General features: G+C 69.0%; 20 protein-coding genes. 16 read left to right on the top strand and 4 right to left on the bottom strand.

The window, feature by feature from the left end; all coding sequences use genetic code 11:
* Positions 1–126 precede the first annotated feature (126 nt).
* The 5 genes from urtA to urtE all read left to right on the top strand — a co-directional run bounded on the left by urtA (position 127) and on the right by urtE (position 6166).
* Positions 127–1413, top strand: a complete 1287-nt coding sequence (gene urtA / locus LR948_RS13685) for an urea ABC transporter substrate-binding protein (RefSeq protein ID WP_232754637.1) — start codon at positions 127–129, stop codon at positions 1411–1413.
* 63 nt (positions 1414–1476) lie between these two features.
* Positions 1477–3414: an urea ABC transporter permease subunit UrtB gene (gene urtB / locus LR948_RS13690; RefSeq protein ID WP_232754638.1), complete on the top strand. Its 1938-nt coding sequence runs from the start codon at positions 1477–1479 to the stop codon at positions 3412–3414.
* 10 nt (positions 3415–3424) lie between these two features.
* Positions 3425–4681, top strand: coding sequence for an urea ABC transporter permease subunit UrtC (gene urtC, locus LR948_RS13695; RefSeq protein WP_232754639.1), 1257 nt, complete (start codon positions 3425–3427; stop codon positions 4679–4681).
* Entirely contained in the window at positions 4678–5436 is a 759-nt protein-coding gene (urtD, locus tag LR948_RS13700; RefSeq protein WP_232754640.1) for an urea ABC transporter ATP-binding protein UrtD, read from the top strand. The genes urtC and urtD overlap by 4 nt, the downstream gene beginning before the upstream one ends.
* Complete coding sequence (urtE, locus tag LR948_RS13705) at positions 5417–6166, top strand: urea ABC transporter ATP-binding subunit UrtE (RefSeq protein WP_232754641.1); 750 nt, start codon at positions 5417–5419, stop codon at positions 6164–6166. Before urtD ends, urtE begins: the two co-directional genes overlap by 20 nt.
* Before the next feature lie 103 nt (positions 6167–6269).
* Here urtE and LR948_RS13710 read toward each other — a convergent pair whose 3' ends face one another.
* Positions 6270–7658, bottom strand: coding sequence for a cell wall metabolism sensor histidine kinase WalK (locus LR948_RS13710; RefSeq protein WP_232754642.1), 1389 nt, complete (start codon positions 7656–7658; stop codon positions 6270–6272).
* Between the two features lie 324 nt (positions 7659–7982).
* On the opposite strand from LR948_RS13710, the gene LR948_RS13715 reads away from it, so the two are divergent.
* Positions 7983–8567, top strand: coding sequence for an acyl-homoserine-lactone synthase (locus tag LR948_RS13715; RefSeq protein ID WP_232754643.1), 585 nt, complete (start codon positions 7983–7985; stop codon positions 8565–8567).
* Between the two features lie 40 nt (positions 8568–8607).
* Here LR948_RS13715 and LR948_RS13720 read toward each other — a convergent pair whose 3' ends face one another.
* The gene (locus LR948_RS13720) at positions 8608–8964 is read right to left on the bottom strand and encodes a hypothetical protein (protein WP_232754644.1); all 357 of its coding nucleotides are present in this window, start codon (positions 8962–8964) and stop codon (positions 8608–8610) included.
* A gap of 194 nt (positions 8965–9158) precedes the next feature.
* On the opposite strand from LR948_RS13720, the gene phnC reads away from it, so the two are divergent.
* The 5 genes from phnC to LR948_RS13745 all read left to right on the top strand — a co-directional run bounded on the left by phnC (position 9159) and on the right by LR948_RS13745 (position 13859).
* Positions 9159–9968 carry a phosphonate ABC transporter ATP-binding protein gene (gene phnC / locus LR948_RS13725; protein WP_232754645.1) on the top strand — a complete coding sequence of 270 codons (810 nt, stop codon included), beginning with the start codon at positions 9159–9161 and terminating at the stop codon, positions 9966–9968.
* Positions 9969–10032: 64 nt separating this feature from the next.
* Positions 10033–10944, top strand: coding sequence for a phosphonate ABC transporter substrate-binding protein (gene phnD / locus LR948_RS13730; RefSeq protein WP_232754646.1), 912 nt, complete (start codon positions 10033–10035; stop codon positions 10942–10944).
* A 107-nt stretch (positions 10945–11051) separates the two neighbouring features.
* Complete coding sequence (gene phnE / locus LR948_RS13735) at positions 11052–11930, top strand: phosphonate ABC transporter, permease protein PhnE (protein WP_232754647.1); 879 nt, start codon at positions 11052–11054, stop codon at positions 11928–11930.
* Positions 11927–13240: a phosphonate ABC transporter, permease protein PhnE gene (gene phnE, locus LR948_RS13740; RefSeq protein WP_232754648.1), complete on the top strand. Its 1314-nt coding sequence runs from the start codon at positions 11927–11929 to the stop codon at positions 13238–13240. The genes phnE (LR948_RS13735) and phnE (LR948_RS13740) overlap by 4 nt, the downstream gene beginning before the upstream one ends.
* A 1-nt stretch (position 13241) precedes the next feature.
* A complete protein-coding gene (locus LR948_RS13745; protein ID WP_232754649.1) occupies positions 13242–13859 on the top strand; it encodes a chloramphenicol acetyltransferase in 618 nt (205 codons plus the stop codon).
* A 46-nt stretch (positions 13860–13905) separates the two neighbouring features.
* Here the strand turns inward: LR948_RS13745 and phnF are convergent, their stop codons facing one another.
* Positions 13906–14643 carry a phosphonate metabolism transcriptional regulator PhnF gene (phnF, locus tag LR948_RS13750; protein ID WP_232754650.1) on the bottom strand — a complete coding sequence of 246 codons (738 nt, stop codon included), beginning with the start codon at positions 14641–14643 and terminating at the stop codon, positions 13906–13908.
* Positions 14644–14725: 82 nt separating this feature from the next.
* Between phnF and phnG the strand changes: the two genes are divergently transcribed.
* Genes phnG through LR948_RS13765 form a run of 3 tightly spaced genes read left to right on the top strand, consistent with a single transcriptional unit; the run spans position 14726 to position 16847 of the window.
* On the top strand, positions 14726–15181 hold the full coding sequence (gene phnG, locus LR948_RS13755; protein WP_232754651.1) for a phosphonate C-P lyase system protein PhnG: 456 nt from the start codon (positions 14726–14728) through the stop codon (positions 15179–15181).
* On the top strand, positions 15181–15744 hold the full coding sequence (gene phnH / locus LR948_RS13760; RefSeq protein WP_232754652.1) for a phosphonate C-P lyase system protein PhnH: 564 nt from the start codon (positions 15181–15183) through the stop codon (positions 15742–15744). Before phnG ends, phnH begins: the two co-directional genes overlap by 1 nt.
* Positions 15744–16847 carry a carbon-phosphorus lyase complex subunit PhnI gene (locus LR948_RS13765; RefSeq protein ID WP_232754653.1) on the top strand — a complete coding sequence of 368 codons (1104 nt, stop codon included), beginning with the start codon at positions 15744–15746 and terminating at the stop codon, positions 16845–16847. Before phnH ends, LR948_RS13765 begins: the two co-directional genes overlap by 1 nt.
* On the opposite strand, the gene LR948_RS13770 is transcribed toward LR948_RS13765, so the two are convergent.
* A complete protein-coding gene (locus LR948_RS13770; protein ID WP_232754654.1) occupies positions 16844–17014 on the bottom strand; it encodes a hypothetical protein in 171 nt (56 codons plus the stop codon). The genes LR948_RS13765 and LR948_RS13770 overlap by 4 nt on opposite strands.
* Before the next feature lie 113 nt (positions 17015–17127).
* On the opposite strand from LR948_RS13770, the gene LR948_RS13775 reads away from it, so the two are divergent.
* A complete protein-coding gene (locus LR948_RS13775; protein WP_232754655.1) occupies positions 17128–17985 on the top strand; it encodes an alpha-D-ribose 1-methylphosphonate 5-phosphate C-P-lyase PhnJ in 858 nt (285 codons plus the stop codon).
* Positions 17982–18806 (top strand): phosphonate C-P lyase system protein PhnK, encoded by an 825-nt coding sequence (phnK, locus tag LR948_RS13780; protein WP_232754656.1) that lies wholly within the window; start codon positions 17982–17984, stop codon positions 18804–18806. Before LR948_RS13775 ends, phnK begins: the two co-directional genes overlap by 4 nt.

Consider the following 18806-nt stretch of genomic DNA (forward strand, 5'->3'; position numbering starts at 1 on the left):
ACACCGCGGGCGGCAAGGCGCCGCCGCGGTGCCTGGACGGCGCCCCCAAGGCCCGGACAGATGTCCCCGCCCGAGGGCAAGCGCCGGAGCAATGGCCCTCGGGCCCCATATCCGCAGGGGGATAGGATGACTGCACTCAGAACTGGATTGATCGCCGCCGCGCTGACCGGCGCGGCACTGCCCGCACTGGCCCAGGAGACCAGCTGCCCGGTCAAGGTGGGCGTGCTGCACTCGCTCTCGGGCACCATGGCGATCTCGGAGACCACGCTGAAGGACACCATGCTGATGCTGATCGAGCAGCAGAACGCCGCGGGCGGCGTCCTGGGCTGCGAGATCGAGCCGGTGGTCGTCGACCCGGCCTCGGACTGGCCGCGCTTCGCCGAACTGGCGCGGCAACTGCTGACCGTCGACGAGGTCGACGTGATCTTCGGCAACTGGACCAGCGTCAGCCGCAAGTCGGTGCTGCCGGTCATCGAGGAGCTGAACGGGCTCCTGTTCTACCCGGTGCAATACGAGGGCGAGGAAAGCTCGAAGAACGTCTTCTACACCGGCGCCGCGCCGAACCAGCAGGCGATCCCGGCGGTGGACTACTTCCTCGAGGAACTGGGCGTGGAGAAATTCGCCCTGCTCGGCACCGATTACGTCTACCCGCGCACCACCAACAACATCCTCGAAAGCTACCTGCAGGACGCCGGCATCGCCGAAGAGGACATCTTCGTGAACTACACGCCCTTCGGTCATTCCGACTGGTCGACCATCGTCTCGGACGTGGTGGGCCTGGGCGAGGACGGCTCCATGGTCGGCGTGATCTCGACCATCAACGGCGACGCCAACGTCGGCTTCTACACCGAGCTCGCCGCCCAGGGCGTCAGCGCCGACGACATCCCCGTGGTGGCCTTCTCGGTCGGCGAGGAAGAGCTGTCGGGCCTCGACACCTCCAACCTGGTCGGCCACCTGGCGGCCTGGAACTACTTCATGTCCGCCGAGACCGAGGCCAACGCCGAGTTCATCGCCGCCTGGCATGACTTCATCGGCGACGCCGAGCGGGTGACCAACGACCCGATGGAAGCCCATTACATCGGCTTCAACATGTGGGTGAACGCGGTCGAGGCCGCCGGCACCACCGAGGTCGACGCCGTGCGCGAAGCCATGTGGGGCCAGGAGTTCCCGAACCTCACCGGCGGCACCGCGGTCATGGGCACCAACCACCACCTCGCCAAGCCGGTGCTGATCGGCGAGATCCGCGAGGACGGCCAGTTCGACATCATCTCGGAGACCGAGGAAGTGCCGGGCGACGCCTGGACCGACTACCTGCCGGGCTCGGCGCCGCTGACATCGGACTGGGAAGGTCTCGAGTGCGGCATGTACAATACCGAGACCGAAAGCTGCGTGCAGCTGACCTCGAACTACTGAGGCGACTTGCGGGGGCGCGCGACAGGGCGCGCCTCCGCACCCCAAGAGGAAGGTTTTCCCCGCATGTTGCGCGCATTCGTCCTGGCGCTGGCGCTTGCCTTTGCGCTGCCCGTCGCGGCCCAGGCCCAGACCCCGGACCTCGGGGCGGTCCTGAGCGAGAACGCCGAAGAGATCGCCAAACCCTCGCGGCGCAGCGTCGGCCCGGTGATCGAGGCGCTGGTGGCCTCGGGCGCGCCCGGCGTGGCGGAGTTCCTGGCCCGTTGGCAGGAGCGCGAGGTCTACCAGCGCGAAAGCGACGGGCGCTTCGTCTACATCGAAGACGGCCGGATGGTCGGTGTCGCCGATGGCGCCGACCTCGGCGCCGCGCCCGAGGACGGGCTCGACCAGATCCGCCCCAACGGCGGCGTCCGCCGCGAGATCGCGGGCGCGCTGGTGCAGTTCCAGCTCTCCGCCCCCGACCCCGCCGAGAGGCGCGCGGCGCTCGACGCGATTTCCTCGGACATGGCGCGGGACCAGATCGCCCCGCTCGAAGCCTCGATCCCGGGCGAGGAGCTGGCCGCGCTCAAGGCCCGGAAGACCCGGCTTCTCGACATGCTGACCGCGCGCTTCGGCAGCGACACCGAGGCCCGCACCGCGGCCATCGCGCGGATGTCGAGCGGCGTCTCGGTCGAGCTGCGCGGCGTGTTGAACCAGATCCTCGAGGTCGAAGAGGGCCGCGGCGCCACCCTGCCCCCAGACGCCAACCTCGCGCGGCTGCGCGTGCCCGGCAGTGACCTCGGCATCGAGGCCGCCTATGCCGAGCTGGTCAAGGCGGACCTCGCCCCCGCGCCGCAAAGCGCCGAGGACCTGCGCCAGGCGCTCGCCGCCCATATCGAGGGCGGCAGCGTCGGCGGCCTGCCCCTGGCGCGGCTCTCCGATCCCGAGGCCCGGCGCGCGGCCTATGACGCCCTGGCCGCCGAGGGGCGCGTGGCGCCTTTCGTGGGCCCCGCCGAAATGATGGCCGCGGTCGAGGCGCATGTCTTCTACGCGCTCTACGAAGAGCCCGACGCCGCGGTCACGACAGCCGCCGCCGAGGCGCTCGCCGCGGTCGAGACCCGGGTGGCGCTGAGCGAGGCGGTGGACATCTCGCTCGACGCGCTGTCGCTCGCCTCGATCTACTTCCTCGCGGCCATCGGCCTGGCCGTGACCTTCGGGGTCATGGGGGTGATCAACATGGCCCATGGCGAGTTCATCATGATGGGCGCCTATACCGGCTACGTGGTCCAGCAGGTGATCCCCGATTACACCGTCTCGATCCTGGTCGCCCTGCCCCTGGCCTTCGCGGTGACCTTCGCGGCGGGCGTCGCCATGGAGCGGCTGGTGATCCGCTGGCTCTATCACCGCCCGCTGGAGACGCTGCTGGCGACCTTCGGCATTTCCATCGCGCTGCAGCAGCTCGCCAAGAACATCTTCGGCACCCAGGCCCGCCCCTTCACCGCGCCGGACTGGCTGGCGGGCAGCATGGTGATCTCGGACGTGATCTCGATCTCCTACATCCGCATCGCGATCTTCGTGCTCGGCCTGCTGTTCCTGGGGCTCCTGCTGTTCATCCTGAACCGCACGCGGCTCGGGCTCGAGGTGCGGGCGGTGACCCAGAACCCGCGCATGGCGGCCTCCATGGGCATCAACCCCGGGCGCATCAACATGCTGACCTTCGGGCTCGGTTCGGGCATCGCGGGCATCGCCGGGGTCGCCATCGGGCTCTACGCCCAGGTCACCTCGGAGATGGGCGCCAACTACATCGTGCAAAGCTTCATGACCGTGGTCGTGGGCGGCGTCGGCAATGTCTGGGGCACGCTCGCCGGGGCCACGCTGATCGGCTTCTTCCAGAAGGGCATCGAATGGTTCAATCCCTCCAACACGCTGGCCGCGCAGACCTACATGATCCTCTTCATCATCCTGTTCATCCAGGTCCGGCCGCGCGGCATCGTCGCGCTCAAGGGCCGGGCGGCGGGGCAATAGGCGCATGGGCATGACTCCCTCTTCCCGCCCCTCGGGCCTGGCCGCGCTGATCCGCGCCACGCCCTCGCTGCCCTGGTTCCTGGGCGCGCTGACGCTCTTCACGCTGCTCGTCACCACCCTGTCGGAGGCCCTGGGCACCGGGCTCGTCTCGACCTCCTTCCTCAAGGTGCTGGGCATGACGCTCTGCTTCTGCCTGGCGGCGCTGGCGATGGACCTGGTCTGGGGCTACTGCGGCATCCTGAGCCTCGGCCACATGGCCTTCTTCGGGATCGGCGGCTACGCCATCGGCATGTGGCTGATGTATGCCCGGACCGAGGCCATCGTCGCCGAGAGCCTGGCCAACCAGCTCATCCCGCCGACCGAGGCCGAGATCCGCGACGCCATCGGCGCGCAGATCTTCGGGGTCGTGGGCGCCTCGGAGCTGCCCTGGATCTGGGGCCTCGCCCATGCGTTGCCGCTGCAGCTCCTGATGGTGGTCCTGGTGCCGGGCCTTCTGGCGCTGGTCTTCGGCTGGCTCGCCTTCCGCAGCCGCGTCACCGGCGTCTACCTGTCGATCCTGACCCAGGCGATGACCCTGGCGCTGTCACTCTGGCTGTTCCAGAACGACAGCGGGCTGCGCGGCAACAACGGGCTCTCGGGCCTGCAGAACATCCCCGGCTTCGAGGCCCTGCCGCAGGCGCAGGTGGCGCTGTTCTTCTTCTGGGCCTCGGCGCTGGCCTTGGGCCTCGGCTACCTGCTCTTTGCCTGGGTGGTCGCGGGCAAGATGGGCGGGGTGATCCGTGCGATCCGCGACGACGAGACCCGGGTGCGGTTCCTGGGCTACCCGGTCGAGGGCTTCAAGCTCTTCGTCTTCACCCTGAGCGCCGTGGTCGCGGGCATCGCCGGGGCGCTCTATTACCCGCAGGCGGGCATCATCAACCCGGGCGAGATCGCGCCCATCGCCTCGATCTACCTCGCGGTCTGGGTGGCCATCGGCGGACGCGGGCGGCTTTACGGCGCGGTCCTCGGCGCGGGCTTCGTGAGCCTGGTCTCGACCTGGTTCACCGGCGGCGGCGCGCCGGCGATCGACCTCGGCATCTACCGGATCGACTGGGTCGACTGGTGGCTGGTGCTCCTGGGCCTGTCCTTCGTGCTGGTCACGCTTTTCGCGCCCAAGGGGCTGGGCGGGCTTGTCGACCTCTGGACCGCGCGCCAAGCGCCCGAGCGCCACGGCAGCGACCTCGGCCCCGACGAGGGCGCGCTGCGCGAACCGGAGGCCGAGCGATGAGCACCGCGCATCCCAAGGCCCAGCTTCTCGAGGTCTCCGGCGTCTCGGTCAGCTTCGACGGCTTCAAGGCGATCAACAACCTGTCCTTCTCGATCGGCCCGGCCGAGCTGCGCGCGGTGATCGGCCCCAACGGGGCGGGCAAGACCACCTTCATGGACATCATCACCGGCAAGACCCGGCCCGACGCCGGGCGGGTGATCTGGGGTCCGCGCAGCCAGTCGCTCCTGGCGCTCTCCGAGGCGCAGATCGCCCGCGCGGGCGTCGGGCGGAAGTTCCAGCGGCCCACCGTCTTCGAGGACCAGAGCGTCGAGGACAACCTGATGATGGCGCTCAAGGCCGACCGCCGCCCCTTCCGGGTGCTCTTCTGGCGCCCCGAGAGCCGCGACCGGGAGCGCATCGCCGAGCTGGCCGAGACCATCGGCCTTGCCGGCATGCTGGGCCGCCGCGCCGGAGAGCTGAGCCACGGCCAGAAGCAATGGCTGGAGATCGGCATGCTGCTCGCGCAGGACCCGCAGCTCCTGCTGGTCGACGAGCCCGCCGCGGGCATGACCCCGGCCGAGCGCGAGCACACCACCGCGCTGCTGCGCAGCCTCGCCGAGCAGCACGCCATCGTGGTCGTGGAACACGACATGGAGTTCGTCCGGCGCCTTGGCTGCAAGGTCACCGTGCTGCACGAGGGCGCGGTGCTGGCGGAAGGCTCGCTTGACCATGTGACCCGGAACCAGGAGGTGATCGATGTCTATCTCGGCCGCTGAGCCCCGGACCGACGCCCGCGCCGAGGCGGCGCCGCTTCTCGCGGTCTCGGACCTGGTGCTGCACTACGGGCAGAGCCGCATCCTGAACGGCATCTCGCTGACCGCCCGCGCGGGCGAGGTCACCTGCGTCATGGGCACCAACGGCACCGGCAAGACCTCGCTTCTGAAGGCGATCAGCGGCAGCCACCCGGCCAGCGGCGGTTCGGTCATGCTCGAGGGTCAGGAAATGCTGCGCCTGCCCGCCTATCGCCGCGCCCGCGCCGGGATCGGCTATGTGCCGCAGGGCCGGGACATCTTTCCGCTGCTGACCGTGCGCGAGAACCTCGAGACCGCCTTTGCCTGCCTGCCCGCGAGCGAACACGCGATCCCCGAGGAGGTCTTCACCCTCTTCCCGATCCTGAAGGAGTTCCTCGGGCGGCGCGGCGGCGACCTCTCCGGCGGGCAGCAACAGCAGCTCGCCATCGCGCGGGCGCTGATCACCCGGCCGAAGCTCCTGCTGCTCGACGAGCCGACCGAGGGCATCCAGCCCAACATCATCCAGCAGATCGGCGAAGTGATCGACTACCTGCGCGCCCGCGGCGACATGGCGATCGTGCTGGTCGAGCAGTATTTCGACTTCGCCTATGGGCTGGCCGACCAGTTCACCGCCCTGCAGCGCGGCAGTGTGGTGCTCTCCGAACGCGCCGAGGCGGTGGATCGGGCGGAGCTTCTGCGGCTGGTCTCGGTCTGAGGCTCCGCGCGGGGCGCCGACCCCGCGCGCAACCTTTCCCCGGAATGACAAAAAGGCGCCGCGGCGCCCTGCCCTTTTGGCCCTGTCAGATTGTGTCGTCCGCTCAGGCGGCGACGACGCTCGAGGATTCGATCGGCTCGGGCTCGCGCGCCAGCTCGATGAAGAAGGTCGTGCCCCGCCCGGTGCTGGTGGTGAACCAGATCCGCCCGTCGTGGGCGTCGATGATCCGCTTCGACAGGCTCAACCCCAGCCCGGTGCCTTCGTGGCGGCGGGTCTCCAGCGGGCCCGCCTGCTGGAACTCCTGGAAGACCTTGTCGCGGAACTCTTCGGGGATGCCCTCGCCGTTGTCGGAGATGGCGATGCGGATCATGTCGCCGCTGGGGCGCAGCGCCACGTTCACCTCGCCGCCATCCTTGCGCGAGAACTTGGTGGCATTCGACAGGATGTTGGCGATCACCTGGTTGAAGCGCGTCTTGTCGATGCGCGCCCAGAGCTGGGCATCCGGCACATCGACCTTCAGGGCCACCTCGAGGTTCTCGGCGAAGGGGCGGAAGCGCTCGACGATCTCGGTCATCAGCTCGCTGAGATCGGCGTGCTCCATGTTGAAGTCGAACTTGCCCGCCTCGGCCTTCTGCAGAAGCAGGAGGTCGCTGACCAGCTCGGCCAGCCGCCGGCTGTTGCGGGTCGCCACGTCGAGCGGGCCACGCATCTTCTCGGGGGCCTCGCCGAGCGCGCCGGTGTTGATCACCTCGAGCGCGCCCTTGATCGAGGTCAGCGGCGTGCGCAGTTCGTGGCTGACCGTCGAGAGGAACCGGGTCTTGGCCTGGAAGGCCGCCTTGGTGCGCTCGTGCTCTTCTTCCAGCGCCTTGCGGCTGCGCAGGTTGGCGTTGTAGCCCGCGATGAAATTCCGGGCGCATTCCAGAATGAAGGCCAGGACGAAGATCACCGTGAAAAGATGCAGCCAGATCTCGGAACTGATCGGCGGGCGTTCGATCCAGACGTCCCGGACGGGAATGTAGAGAATTGCCGCGACGTAAATGGACAGCCGCAGCGCCAGCACATTCAGGAAATGGCGATTGTTCATCGCCGCGAAGATCGAGGCCGAGAAGAGCAGGAACATCGACAGGAAATGCCCGTTGTCGGTGCCCTGCATTCCCGCAAGCGTGATTGAGAAGCTGGCGATCACCACCGCGCTAAAGGCGGTGCCGATATAGAGGCTGATCATGGCAATGCGCACATGTCGCGCATTCCACGCCTTCACGGACAATATGTTGCGAAAACAGATGGCGTCATAAAGCTCGGCGGCCAGCACCAGCCCCATGAAGATGATCGCCGTGCGCCAGCTGTAGTAATAGCCCGCAAGCACGTTTGCGGCGGTGTAGATAATGATGCGTTGCGCGAAGAGGATGCGCCCGATCCGGGCGTATTCACGCAGCCTTCGACGGTCGGCCCAAAGCTCGATTTCGCGACCAAAAAGCGCAGGTAGCGGCATTTCAGGCTCTCTCGTCCGGTGATTTCATGCACCACAATACAACGAATACTTTCACATTTGAGAACAATGACATTGAAGCTGTTCGAAAATGTGGCCAAAGTATGGATAAAAAAGAGTGATTGTGGTGTGTTACCCCGCAACCTCCGGCATTGGGGCAGAAACGTGACATTAGTCCATCGTAAGGCGGACATCGTGTTTCCCGAACTCGAGCGCGACCCGCTTGAGAGGGAGATTCGCAAGGAGACCGCCAGATCATCGCGGGAAAATTCCGTTCCCGACGCGCTGAAATCCAGCGAGCCGCGGCTGCGTTCGACGGTTCTTTCGGTGCACAATCAACATCATTACGGCGAATTGTATCTCGACTTCCTGCGGGCGCGCCACCGGGTGTTCATCCAGGGCAAACAATGGGATCTGCCCGAGGAGCGCGGGCTGGAGTTCGATCAATACGATACGCCGCAGGCGCGCAACATCGTTGTGCACGAGTTCGGCGAGGTCATGGCCGGGATCCGCATCCTGCCGACCAAGGCGCGCTGCGGCTGCTACAGCTACATGCTGCGCGACGCCCAGAACGGGCTTCTGACCGACATCCCCTCTTACGTGCTCTATGAAAAGGCGCCGGTGGTCGACCACATCTGGGAGGCGACGCGGCTTTTCCTGTCGCCCGAGGTGCCCTCGGACCGGCGCATTGGCGTGCAGACGCGGCTGATGGGGGCCATGGCCGAAGCCGCCGTGGCCGAAGGCGCGACGCATGTGATCGGCATCGTGCCGGCGGTCTTCCAGCGCTGGATGGCGCGGCTGGGCATGGGCGCCCTGCCGCTGGGCCCCCGGCTCGAGATCGACGGCGACCGCACCCAGGCCGCGGCCATGCATGTGGCGGCGGTGGCCACGCCGAAGCGGCAATTGCACTGACATCATGTTCGGCGCGGCCGGGCAGAGACGCCCGGCCATCTCAAAGCGTCTCGTCTCGCGCGGGGTCCGCCGGGCCGCCGCGCGTGTCGGCGGGGGCGGCCTTCGGCGCCATCTCCTGCCAGCCCTCACCCATGGCGACGATGCAGGCCTGGCCGTTGGCATAGCTCTGCACCAGCGTCCAGGCGCCGCTCTCCGGCCTGACCCAGACCTCAAGCACCACGTCCGGCCCGCGGATGCCGCGGTTCTCGAGCCGCGCGCCCTGGCTCCGTTCGAGCCGCTCGACCATCTGCGCGCGGGGCGCGCAGAGCACATCGGCGATCCGCGCCGCCGCCGGGCCCGGCTGGGCGGCAAGAACGGTCAGCGCGAGGCAGGCCGGGATCGGGCGCGGCGTGGTCATGGCCCGAGCCTAGCACCGCCGCGCCGTCATGTAACAGTTTTCTGACAAGCCCCCGGCGCGCCCTTCCCACGCCGCGCAAAGCCCCCGCGCCGTTACAAATCCGACATCGAAACGTGACCGAGACGTCTCACAACTGTCGCTGTTCCGTTGTCTGCCGCCGGTAGGTGCCCCCCAACGACGAACAGGGGGTAGCAATGCTGACGATTGACGCGCTGACCAAGCGCTTCGGCCCGAAGACGGCGGTCGACGCCGTGTCCATCCAGGTCGACAAGCCCGCGATGATCGGCATCATCGGCCGCTCGGGGGCGGGCAAATCCACCTTCCTGCGCATGCTCAACCGGCTGACCGACGCCAGCGCCGGGCGCATCCTCTTCGAGGGCGAGGAGGTCACCCGCCTCTCGGGCCGCGCCCGCCGCGCCTGGCAGTCGCGCTGCGCGATGATCTTCCAGCAGTTCAACCTGGTGCCGCGCATGGACGTGGTCTCCAACGTGCTGCACGGCACGCTGAACCGCCAGCCCAGCCTGGCGACGATGTTCAACCTCTACCCCCAGGCCGACATTCACCGCGCCATCGAGATCCTCGACCGGCTCGGCATCGTCGAGGAGGCGCCGAAACGCGCCGAGGCGCTCTCGGGCGGGCAGCAGCAGCGGGTCGCCATCGCGCGGGCGCTGATGCAGGACCCCGCGGTGATCCTGGCCGACGAGCCGATCGCCTCGCTCGATCCGATGAACGCCCAGGTGGTCATGCAGTCGCTGCGCCGCATCCACGAAGAGGACGGCCGGCTGGTGATCGCCAACCTGCACACGCTCGATACCGCGCGGCGCTACTGCGACCGGGTGATCGGCATGCGCGACGGCCGCGTCGTCTTCGACGGCACGCCCGCGCAGCTCACCGCCGGGGTCGCCCGCGACATCTACGGCGCGGGGGCGGATTTCTCGGAAGCCGCCACCTCGACCGCGCTCGAAACCCTGGACAGGTCCGCCCGACAGCGGGTCCCGGCCTGAGCCAGTATCCCGCCCGCAGGAGCCGCGGGCCCATCCGTTCATCACGACGTCAATGGAGAGACAGATGAAGACCACCCTTGCCTTCGCCCTCGCGGCCGGCACCTGCCTCGGCACCACCGCCATGGGCCAGGAGATCGACGAGTTCCGCATCGGCATCCTCGGCGGCGAGAACGCCCAGGACCGGCTGAACAGCTACAGCTGCCTGCAGGACTATGCCGCCGAGGCCCTCGGCGTCGAGGTCAAGCTCTTTGCCCCGGCCGACTACAACGGCGTGATCCAGGGTCTCCTGGGCGGCACCATCGACATGGCCTGGCTCGGCGCCTCGGCCTATGCGGCGACCTACCTGCAGGCCCCCGAGGCGGTGGAGCCGGTGCTGGTGAAGGTCAACAACGACGGCTCGATCGGCTACCACTCGATCGGCTTCGCCCGGAAGGACGCGGGCATCGCCTCGCTCGAGGACATGGCCGACAAGGTCTTCGGCTTCGGCGATCCGAACTCGACCTCGGGCTACCTGATCCCCTCGATCGAGATCCCCCAGGAGGGCGCCGAGATCACCATGGAGCCCGGCGAATACTTCGCCGACGTGGTCTTCACCGGCGGCCACGAACAGACCATCGTCGCGGTCAACAACGGCGACATCGACGCCGGCGTGACCTGGGCCGACGGCCAGGGCAACTGGGAAGACGGCTACAACTCCGGCGCGCTGCGCAAGGCCGTGGACGCGGGCCTCGTGGACATGAACGAGCTGGTCCAGATCTGGCAGTCCAAGGTCATCCCCGAGGGCCCGGTGGTGCTGCGCCAGGCCCTGCCCCAGGAGGTGAAGGCCACCATGACCGAGCTGGTCGACGGTCTGCACGAGCGTGACGAGGACTGCGCCTACGGCGTGGCCGCGGGCGACACCCTGGGCTTCCAGCCGGTGACCCACGACACCTACCTGTCGATCATCGAGGCCCGGAAGGCGGCGATCGGCGGCTGATCCCGCCCGACGCCCCCGACCGGCGCGCGCCCCGGGCCAGGCACAGGCCCCGGGGCGCGCGCGCGCCAGCGCCCAGACCGACGCCGACCCGACCGAGGCCCCCGACAATGACAGACGTCCCCCCGACCGCCCCGGACCGCGGGCCGGTCCACCAGGTCCGTGACAGCTACATGGCCGAGCTGCAGCGCCGCCGCCTCTACGGCGGGCTGACGCTGATGATCTTCGCCCTGCTGATGGTCTCGGGCTTCATGGTCGCCAACGACCGCAACGCCGGCGGCTTCTGGTCCGGCATCTCCCAGGTCGGCGACTACCCCGCCGAGGTCCTGGCCGAGGCCTGGGCGATGCGCGCCGATCTGCCCGCGCTCCTGGCCGAGTTCTTCCCCGCCCTGATCGAGACCCTGAACATCGCCGCCGTCTCCACGCTGATCGGCGCGGCGGCGGGGCTTCTCTTGTCGCTCCTCTCCACCCGCGGACTGGCGCGCTGGCCGCGGCTCATCGGGCTCTTCCGCCGGATCATGGACGTGATGCGCGCGGTGCCCGAGATCGTCGTGGCGCTGATGCTGATCTTCGTCCTGGGCGGCGGGCCGGTGCCGGCGATGATCGCCATCGCCATCCACACCGCCGGCGCGCTTGGCAAGCTTTTCTCCGAGGTGGCCGAGAACGCCGATCTGAAACCCGTCGAGGGGCTCGCCTCGACCGGCGCCACCTGGGCGCAGCGGATGTGGCTGGGCGTGTTGCCGCAGGTCGCGCCGAATTACCTGAGCTACGCGCTCCTGCGCTTCGAGATCAACATCCGCGCCTCGGCGATCCTGGGCTTCGTCGGCGCCGGCGGGCTGGGCTACGAGCTGCGCAACGCCATGGCCTGGGGCCCCGGCCGCTTCGACGAGGCGGCGGCAATCTTCCTGTTGCTCTTCGGCGCCATCGTCTTCTTCGACCAGCTTTCCAGCCGCACCCGCAACCGCCTCACGGAGGGGCAGCGCGCATGACCACCACGACGCTCGAGACCGCCCGGCAGGACGCCGATAGGCTCTTCGCCCGCAAGCGCCTGACCGCGCTGGCCCTGCCGGTGCTGGTGCTGGCCTATTTCACCTATATCGTCTTCGCCTTCGACATCCCCGGGCTCGCCAAGCGCGCGGATTGGGACAACGCCGTGACGCTGGCCTCGGACAGCTGGTCCTACAAGGTGCATGTCACCCGCGACGCCCGCTCGGGCGAGATGGACTACGCCGTCGAGGGCGAGCGCAAGGGCGCCTATCCCGAGGGCGCGCGCCCGGCCTGGGTCACCGGCGAGGAGACCCTGAGCGTGGCGCTCGGCCCCGCCCACGAGGTGCGGCTCCTGCCCGGCAACCGCACCGAGGTCGCGGTGCCCGGTCACCCGCTGATCGAGATCGCCACCGAGGGCCGGGAGGTCACGACCAACCTCACGGACACGCCGCCCGACTGGATCAGCGCCTCCTCGCGCCGCGTGGCGATCACCACCGAGGAAGGGCGGATCACCGTCACCGGCACCAAGACCGAGATCTTCAACTATTTCCCCGGCTGGGAGCTCTTCTTCTTCACCTTCGAGAGCCCCTATCACGGCCACAGCCTGGGCCGGATCCTCTGGGGCGAGCGCATCGACCCGGCGCGGGCCAACCTCGTGGGCGCGTTGCAGGACGTCTGGAACAACCCGATGTGGCGCCACAAGGACGTGGCCTGGGCCATCGGCGAGACCATTCTCATGGCTTTTCTCGGCACCTTCGGCGCGGCGCTGGTCGCCCTGCCGCTGGCCTTCCTCGGCGCCAAGCGCTTCGCGCCGCTGACCTCGCTGCGCTTCGCGATGCGGCGGATCTTCGACTTCGTGCGCGGCGTCGACGCGCTGATCTGGACGGTGGTCCTGTCGCGCGCCTTCGGGCCCGGCCCGCTGACCGGCGCGCTGGCGATCCTGGTCACCGATACCGGCACCTTCGGCAAGATCTTCTCGGAGGCGCTGGAGAACGTCGAGGAGAAGCAGATCGAGGGCGTCTCCTCCACCGGGGCCAAGCCCCTGCAACGCTACCGCTTCGGGGTGCTGCCCCAGGTGGTGCCGGTGCTCCTGAGCCAGATCCTCTATTTCCTGGAATCGAACACCCGCTCGGCCACGATCATCGGGGCGATCACCGGCGGCGGCATCGGGCTGATGCTGACCCAGGCGATCCAGACCCAGAAGGACTGGGAAGAGGTCGCCTATTACATCGTGCTGATCGTGCTCATGGTCATGGCGATGGACTGGCTCTCGGGCAAGCTGCGCGGGCGGCTGATCAAGAGGTCGCAGTGACATGGCCCGGCTGAGCCCCGACCGCCCCTATCTGCACCCCGAGTGCGAGCTGACCGAGAGCACCTTCGGGCGCTACGTCGAGATCGGCCGCGGCAGCCGGATCGCCTATGCGACGCTCGGGGATTATTCCTACTGCGACCGCTACGCCGATATCGCCAACGCCGAGGTCGGCAAGTTTGCCAATATCGCGAGCTTCAGCCGCATCGGCGCGACCGACCACCCGCTGGAGACGGCGGCCTGCCATCACTTCCTCTACCGCTCCTCGGACTACTGGGACGACGCGGATGTGGACGCCGAATTCTTCGCCCGGAGGCGGGCGCGGCTGGCGCGGATCGGGCATGACACCTGGATCGGCCATGGCGCTTTGGTGAAACCCGAGGTGACGCTGGGCCATGGCGCGGTGGTCGCGGCGGGCGCGGTGGTGACCCGCGACGTGGCGCCCTACACGATCGTCGCGGGCACCCCGGCGCGCGAGATCCGTCGCCGCCAGCCCGCGGATCTGGCCGAGCGGCTCATGGCGCTGGCCTGGTGGGACTGGGACCACGCAAAGCTGCGCGCCGCGCTGCCGGATTTCCGGGCGCTCTCCGCCCCGGCTTTCCTGGAGAAATACGGGGGCTGAGGCGCGGGGCGCGGCCTGTGCGCCCCCTGACCGACCCTCGCCCGCCTCAGCCCTCGGGGCCCAGCGTCAGCGTCACGCGGTCGCCCGCGAAGAAGGTCCGGCCGAACTCCACAGGCACGCCCTCGGGATCGATGTTCACGCCGGTGGACCGCAGCAGCGGCGCGCCCTCGCGGAGTTGCAGGTGCAGCGCCTGGGTCGCATCGGCCAGGACCGCCGTCAGCCGCGTGCTGGCGCGGGTGAAATCCGCCACGCCCGCGCGGCGCAGCGCCGGAGAGACGCCGGGCTCCTCGGCCAGCGCCTCGGCGAGGCCGGGCAGCCGCGCGGCGGGAAAAAGGCTCTCGAAGACCGCGATGGGCTGGCCGTCCGAAAGCGACAGCCCGTGGTAGGCCACCACCGGATCCCCCGGCGCGAGCTCGAGCGCCCGGGCCTCACCCTCGGTCGCCGCGCGGGTCTCGATCTGCAGGGGGCGCTTCTCGGGCTGCCGCCCCGCCGCCAGGAGGTTCTCGCGGAAGCGCACCCGCCGCCCGATCGGGTAATCGGTGGGCCGCGCCGACACGAAGGCGCCTGCGCCGCGGCGGCTGCGCACCAGCCCCTCCTCGGTCAGCGCCGCCAGCGCGTGGCGCACCGTGTGGCGGTTCACCCCGAAGCGTTCCGACAGCGCCGCCTCGGTCGGCAGCTTGTCCCCCGGCGCGTAGCGCCCGTCCGAGATGTCCGAGCGCAGCGCCGTGGCGATGGCCTGCCAAAGCGGCGTCCGTCCGCCGGATCCTGTCTTCGCGTCACGCAAGTTTCACAAAACTCCTCTGGCCTCGCAGGGGGCAATCTGCGATGATTTGTATAGTTGTCTAGTATAACGCGGATTTGTCGAGATGGAAGAGCCAAACGCAGAAACCGCCGCCCGGAAGGTCCGGATGGGCCGCCTGGCCAAGGCGCCCGAAGGCCGCGTGGCGGCGCTGCTCGATGCCTGCCTGGACCGACCCGGCTTCGACTGGCTGCGCGCCCCCGAGATCGGCAGCGTCATGGTGCGCGGCCGCGCCGGCGGCACCGGCCAGCCCTTCAACCTGGGCGAGGTCACGGTGACCCGCTGCGCGCTGCGGTTGGCCTCGGGCGAGGTCGGCCACGCCTACCTCAAGGGCCGTCGCAAGGCCGATGCCGAGGCCGCGGCCCTGGTCGACGCGCTGATGCAGACGGATGCGGCGGCGCGCCTGCAAAGCGGCGTGCTGGAGGTCCTCGAGGACGAGGCTCGCACTGCCCGCGCCAGCCGCGCCGCCCGCGCCGCGACCACCAAGGTCGATTTCTTCACCATGGTCCGGGGAGAGGATTGATGCAGGCCCATACCCTTGAAGGCGGTTTCGCCGCCCCGCCGCGCGAGGCCGCGCAGGCCTTTCGCAGCCTGATGGAGGCCATGGCCCGCCCCGGCACGATCCACGCGCTCGCGGGCGCATCCCCGCCGGCGCCGCTTTCGCCGGCGGCGGGCGCGGTGCTGCTGACGCTGGTCGACGGCACGACGCCGGTGCATCTGGCGGGCGCCGCCGATTGCGCCGAGGTGCGCCAGTGGCTGGCCTTCCACACCGGCGCGCCCGTGGTCGGCCCCGCCGAGGCCGCCTTTGCGCTCGGCACCTGGGAGGCGCTGGCGCCGCTCGACCGCTTCGCGCTGGGCACGCCGGAATACCCCGACCGCTCGGCCACGCTGATCGTAGAGCTGCCGCATCTCGCCGCCGAGGGCGCGGTGCTCTCGGGTCCCGGCATCGAGACCACCGCCGCGCTGTCGCTGCCCGAGACCCGGGCCTTTTCCGAGAACCGCCGGCACTACCCGCTCGGGCGGGATTTCCTCTTCACCTGCGGGGCCCGGCTGGCTGCCCTGCCCCGCTCCACGGAGGTGCGCTGATGTATGTCGCCGTCAAAGGAGGCGAACGGGCGATCGACAACGCCCACGACTGGCTCGCCGAAGAGCGCCGCGGCGATCCTTCCGTGGCCGAGCTTTCGGTCGCGCAGATCCGCGAACAGCTCGCGCTGGCGGTGAACCGGGTCATGGCCGAGGGGTCTTTGCAGGACGCCGACCTGGCCGCGCTGGCGATCAAGCAGGCGCGCGGCGACCTGATCGAGGCGATCTTCCTGATCCGCGCCTATCGCACCACCCTGCCGCGTTTCGGCGCGACCGAGGCGGTCGACACCGGCGCCATGGCCTGCGACCGGCGCATCTCGGCCACCTTCAAGGATCTGCCCGGCGGGCAGGTGCTGGGGCCGACCTTCGACTACACCCACCGGCTGATCGACTTCGCGCTGGCCGCCGAGGGCACCCCGCCGGAACAGCCCGGCCCCGAGGCGCCGGAGGGGGCCGAGCAGCCGATGCCGCGCGTCATGGAGTTCCTCAACCGCGAAGGGCTGATCGAGACGCCCGAGCCCGGCGAGGAGACGCCGCGCGACGTCACCCGCGAGCCGCTGGAGCTGCCCGCCGACCGGGCCCTGCGCCTGCAGGTCCTGAGCCGTGCCGACGAGGGGTTCCTGCTCAGCCTCGCCTATTCGACCCAGCGTGGCTACGCCCGCAACCACCCCTTCGTGGGCGAGCTCAGGATCGGCACGGTGCCGCTTGAGATGGAGGTGCCCGAGCTGGGCTTCTCGGTCGAGATCGGCGAGATCGCCCTGACCGAATGCGAGACGGTCAACCAGTTCACCGGCTCGAAATCCGAGCCCCCGCAGTTCACCCGCGGCTACGGGCTGGTCTTCGGCCAGAGCGAGCGCAAGGCCATCTCCATGGCGCTGGTCGACCGGGCGCTGCGCTGGGAGGAACTGGGCGAGGACGACCAGGGCGCCCCCGCCCAGGACACCGAATTCGTGCTGTATCACGCCGACAACATCCAGGCGACGGGCTTTCTCGAGCACATCAAGCTGCCGCATTACGTCGACTTCCAGTCCGAGCTGGAACTCGTGCGGAAGCTGCGCCGCGAAAGCGCCACCCGCCCGGCGCGGGAGGCGGAAGAATGTGCCTAGTCCCGGTCGTCCCAGTCGTCATCCCCGAGGCTCTCGTCCTCGGGTTTGCCGGTCGGAAACTCCAGAACCGTGTTCAATCTGCTGTTTTCGTAGAACACACCAAGACACAACCGGCCGACCAAAAACGCCGCGAAACCCAGCAAGACCAAGATGAGGGTCCAGTCCATGAATGCTCCATCGTTCAATGCGGACACCAGCTAGGACGCATTTGTGGCGATTGCATGGCGGCGCGGGAAATCGCGTCTAACACGAAAGTCTCCCTGCCGCGAAAGGTCCAGTCATGACCCAGGACGCCTATAATTTCGCCTATCTCGACGAAGAGACCAAGCGCATGGTGCGCCGCGCCATCCTCAAGGCGCTTGCGGTGCCGGGCTACCAGGTGCCCTTCGCCAGCCGCGAGATGCCCATGCCCTACGGCTGGGGCACCGGCGGGGTGCAGGTCTCGGCGGCGGTGATGACGCCCGAGGACCGCTTCAAGGTCATCGACCAGGGCGCCGACGACACCACCAATGCGGTCTCGATCCGCAAGTTCTTCGAACGCACCGCGGGCGTGGCGACCACCACCCGCACCGAGGAGGCCAGCGTCATCCAGACCCGTCACCGGATCCCCGAGACGCCGCTGCGCGAAGGCCAGATCCTGGTCTACCAGGTGCCGATCCCCGAGCCGCTGCGCTTTCTCGAACCGCGCGAGAGCGAGACCCGCAAGATGCATGCGCTGCAGGAATACGGCCTCATGCACGTCAAGCTCTACGAGGACATCTCGCGGCACGGCCATATCGCCACCGCCTATGCCTACCCCGTAAAGGTCGAGGGGCGCTACGTCATGGACCCCTCGCCGATCCCGAAGTTCGACAACCCCAAGCTCGGGCGCTCGGCGGCGATCCAGCTTTTCGGCGCGGGGCGCGAACAGCGGATCTACGCGCTGCCGCCCTTCAGCGCCGCCGAGAGCCTCGATTTCGAGGATCATCCCTTCGATCCATCCAAGGCCGACCACCCCTGCGCGCTTTGCGGCTCCGAGGACAGCTACCTCGACGAGGTGATCACCGACGACGCGGGCGGGCGGATCTTCGTCTGCTCGGACACCGATTATTGCGAGACCCGCCAGGCGCGCGGCTATCGCGGAAAGGATGCCGCATGACCGAGACCCTGACCCAAACGGCTCCAGGCCGGGCGGCGCCCCCCGCGCCCGCCGCGCCGCTCCTGTCGGTGCGCGACCTCGGCAAGAGCTACGGCGCCCATATCGGCTGCGCGGGCGTGGGCTTCGACCTCTACCCCGGCGAGGTCATGGGCATCGTCGGCGAAAGCGGCTCGGGCAAGTCGACGCTTCTCTCCTGCCTGGCGGGCCAGCTTGCCCCCGACCGCGGCGAGGTCGTCTTCGACACCCGCGAGGATGGCCCGCGCGACATCCTCACCATGTCCGAGCCCGAGCGGCGGATGCTCTCGCGCACCGACTGGGCCTTCGTGCACCAGCACGCCCGGGACGGCCTGCGCATGGGCGTCTCGGCGGGCGGCAACGTCGGCGAGCGGCTCATGGCCGTCGGCGCCCGGCACTACGGCGAGATCCGCGCGACCGCCGCCGACTGGCTCGGCCGGGTCGAGATCGACACGACGCGGATCGACGACCGCCCCGGCACCTTCTCGGGCGGGATGCAACAGCGTCTGCAGATCGCCCGCAACCTGGTGACCGGCCCGCGGCTGGTCTTCATGGACGAGCCGACCGGCGGGCTCGACGTCTCGGTGCAGGCGCGGCTCCTGGATCTTTTGCGCGGGCTGGTGCGCGACCTCGGGCTCTCGGTGGTGATCGTGACCCACGACCTCGCCGTGGTGCGGCTCCTGGCCGACCGGCTCATGGTGATGAAACTCGGCCATGTGGTCGAACAGGGGCTGACCGACCAGGTGCTCGACGATCCCCAGCACGCCTATACCCAGCTGCTCGTCTCGAGCGTGCTGCAGGTCTGA

Source organism: Roseivivax sp. GX 12232 (assembly GCF_021272185.1).
Taxonomy (GTDB): domain Bacteria; phylum Pseudomonadota; class Alphaproteobacteria; order Rhodobacterales; family Rhodobacteraceae; genus Roseivivax.